Source organism: Paraburkholderia sp. 2C, assembly GCF_054589215.1.
Genome location: NZ_BAAILL010000080.1, coordinates 113,950 through 117,533, shown reverse-complemented (window position 1 = coordinate 117,533; position 3,584 = coordinate 113,950). Strand labels below are relative to the sequence as shown.

Annotated in this window: 3 protein-coding genes; all 3 read right to left on the bottom strand. The window is 67.2% G+C overall.

Going from position 1 to position 3,584, the window contains the following annotated elements; all coding sequences use genetic code 11:
* Nucleotides 1-190: hypothetical protein (locus ACYPXD_RS33750; RefSeq protein ID WP_459722845.1), on the bottom strand; the 190-nt coding region annotated here is incomplete at its 3' end.
* A 221-nt stretch (nucleotides 191-411) separates the two neighbouring features.
* Entirely contained in the window at nucleotides 412-1,260 is an 849-nt protein-coding gene (locus ACYPXD_RS33745; protein WP_459722842.1) for an oxidoreductase, read from the bottom strand.
* Nucleotides 1,261-1,583: 323 nt separating this feature from the next.
* Nucleotides 1,584-3,584: penicillin acylase family protein (locus ACYPXD_RS33740; protein ID WP_459722839.1), on the bottom strand; the 2,001-nt coding region annotated here is incomplete at its 5' end.

Here is a 3,584-nt window from a genome sequence, read left to right as displayed (position 1 = left end):
GCAGACTGTCGAGCAGGGTGGCGTCGGCCGCGATCGCAGCGGCTGCCGCGGCCGGGTCGTCGATCGCCGTGCCGGTGATCGACGCGACGATCGCGTGCACGGGCCGCGCGTACGCATCGGGTGAACGCAGTGCGGAGCCAATCAAAGGCGCATGCCGCGCAACGGTATCCGCAAGATCGGACCATCTCATGTGAATGCCTCCTTGAGATAGAACGAACGCCCTTGCACCGGCACGCTGCATCAGCACGCAGGCCGCACGCAACATGAGGACTTCGCTCAGGCGCTCGTCACGGTCCACCGCCGTATCGGCCAAAGCGTCGGCGGTGTCGATAACTTACAGAACACCTCGCGCTCCGCCGATATTCCTGTGTATCGCGGCAAGGGACAAACCGTCGACGCATGACACGTGTGTCAATCTTCGAAGTCGGTCGACATCGTGACCTTTTCCCACGCCTTGATCTGAAATTCGACATCGGCGAACTTGCTTCGCACGAAGCCGAGTGCATCCGTGCCCAGCAGCAGATGCGTCGGCGGGTTCGGCGCATCGACGAGCACAAGAATCGCTTGCGCGGCCTTCGCCGGGTCGCCGATCTGATGACCGTCGCGCCGCATGCGGCCCGCCCGCAGCGGCTCGAAGATTTCGTCGTAATCGGCAATCGTGCGCGTGGCGCGCACCATCGATTTGCCCGCCCAGCGCGTGCGGAAACTGCCCGGCTCGACCGCGGTCACGCGAATGCCGAACGGCCTCACCTCCTTGCACAACGCCTCGGTGATCCCTTCGATCGCGAACTTGCTGCCGTGATAAAAGCCGAGCCCCGGAAACGTGACGATGCCGCACATCGACGTGATATTGACGATATGCCCCTTGCGCCGGTCGCGCATAAACGGCAACACCGCCTGCGCGATCGCAACCGGCGCGATTACGTGCACTTCCATCTGCTTGCGCAATTCGTCGACGGGCGACTCTTCGATGGTCCCTTCGTGCCCGTAACCGGCATTGTTGACGAGCACATCGATAGGACCGACGTTGCGCTCCACTTCGTCGATCAGCGGCGCGATCGCCGGCGTGTCGGTGACATCGAGCAGGCGGCCGAACGAAGCGCCGGGCTTCAGTTCATCGAACGCGGCGCGCTGGCGCTCGTCACGCAGCGTGCCGACGACACGATGGCCGGCCGCGAGCGCCGCTTCGGACAGCGCGCGCCCGAAGCCCGAACTCACGCCGGTAATAAAAAATGTTCTCGCGGTGTTGGTTCGAATCATGATGTCGAGGTCCCTGGAAGCGCCCACGCGCGCCCACGGCCAAAGCCGTCGGGCGCGTCATGTCAGCGCGTGGTCAGCGTGCGGGCGCGACGGTATTTGTCCGGCCGCGCACAGGCTCGATCGTGCCGGTTCGCTCGCCGCGCGCCTTCTTCGCGCGCACGGCATTTTTCAGATTCGCCCGGTGCGGCGCCGTGCGAATGCACGGGCAACGCGCGCGAAAGATCGCCTTTCGCACGCTACGTCGAATGCAGCCGTCTGCAAAGCAGCGATGGCCCTTCCTTGCAGCGATCTGCTGGCGATCTGCTGGAAGCGGCCCCGGTCACCTATTGCGCGCCCGCCGCGTTCGCCCCGAGCGTCAGCGTATGCACGGCCGCGCCCGGCAGGAACGGCGCCACATCGCCGTGCACCCACGTTTCATGACCCGCGATGAAATACGGCGACATCGGATTGCCCGACTCGCCGCCCGGCATTTCGAAGATGCCGTCCTCTTCATGCCCCGGCGACACCACGAAACGTTCGGATGCGCCGAACGCCGGCCCCTGCACGCGCGGCATATTGATGTCGCCCGGCAGCGGATCGCGCGGCGTGCTGAGCCACGCGCGCGCCCACGGCAGCCATGTCGGCAGAAGCCGTGCAAACGGATGCGCGATCGTCGAGCGATTGCGATCGCCCCAGCGCGCGTCTTCGAGCTTCGTGCCCGGCGGCAACTGCGCGATCGCGCGATCGATGCGATCAAGCATGAACGCGCGCCAGTCCGCGAAGCCGTCCGGTATCCATGCGCGACGGTCGGCGAGCGTCTCCATCGTCGCCGCGTAACGCGAGTTCGCCGCGCGATAGCCGAGTTCGGGCGCGAGCTTGTTCATCTGCTTGTCGAGCGGACCGAACCACGCGTCGTACAGCGAGTAGTAGAACGCCCGCACGAGCCGGTAGCCGACCGCGCCGGTATCGGCGCGGCCGTCCCACGTTTCGACGAGCCGGCGGAACTCCGCGCGCTGCGGATGGCCGGCGATCGCACGCGCATCGAGTGCATCGAGCGCGACACGGCGCCAGGTCTCGATCCAGAACGCGCGGTCGTCGGTCTGCACCGACAGCATGTCGCGCTCGGTCGCATGCGGCAGCGCGAGCAGATCGTCGCGGATCTGCTTCGCGCGTGCGCCGAGATCGGTGCCGGCGTCGCCGATGCGCGCCAGTTCCGGCAGCGGCAGCAGCCGGTTGTTCGCCGTCCAGATGCGGCCTGCCGGCGGATCGATACGCATCGGGTACGCACCGGGCGGCAGATAGCCTTGCCATCCCATGTACGTACCGGACGCATGCGGCAGACCGGACGGCGCGGCGCCTGCGTCCGCGGAAGACGCCACCAGGCTTGCGTCCGCCTCGGAAAAGCGCGGCACGGGGCCGGCAAGCGTCCAGCCGATATGACCTTGCGAGTCGGCGACCGTGAAGTTTTGCGTCGGCACGCCGAAAGTCTGCGCGACATGCAATGCGTCCGCGACCGTCGTGATGTCTTCGAGACGCACGAGGTTCGTGTTGACCGCCTGCGGATCCTGCGCGACCCAATGCAGCGCATACGCATGCGCGCCGACCACGAGCTGCGGCCCCCAGCGCGTTTGCACGACCGGCAGATCGACGCTCGCCCCACCCTTCACATCGAGCCGCTCGTGAATCACCTGCGCCTTGTCCCATCCGCCGCCCGGCACGCGATAGCGCAGCGGGTCGGCTGGATCGCGCTGCAGTTCGATCAGATCGACGAAGCGGCCGTAGCTGTTCGTGAACGCCCACGCGATATGGCCGTTGCTGCCGGCCACGATCAGCGGCGCGCCCGGCAGCGTCACGCCGGTGATACGCCGCATGGCGCCATCGGGGCCATCGGGGCCATCGGGCGCCGGATAGACGAGCGACACGCGATACCAGATGTTCGGCAGCGACAGGCCGAGGTGCATATCGCTCGCGACGAGCGCACCGCCGCGCGCACTATGCGCGCCGTCGACGGCAAAGCCATTGCTGCCGACCATCGAGTTGAGCGAGCCCGCCGGGCCGTGAGAGAAGCCCGGTACGCCGGTCAGGAGCCCGGTTACCTCCGGTTCGCCGTCGGACGCGGACTGCACGGCGCGCAACCAGGGCGGCCTCGCGGCCGGCAGCGCAGGTTGCGTCGGCGATGCGGCAGGCGCGGCGTTCGGTGCGGCCGGGTTCTGGCTATCGAGCGGCGCATCCCAATGGCTCGTCGCCGGCAGCAGGAACGCGAGCAGATCGCCGCCCGCATGCTCGCGCAGCACGGCCCGCGACAGCACGCGCGTCACCTGGTCGTATTGAAGATCGAAGTACAT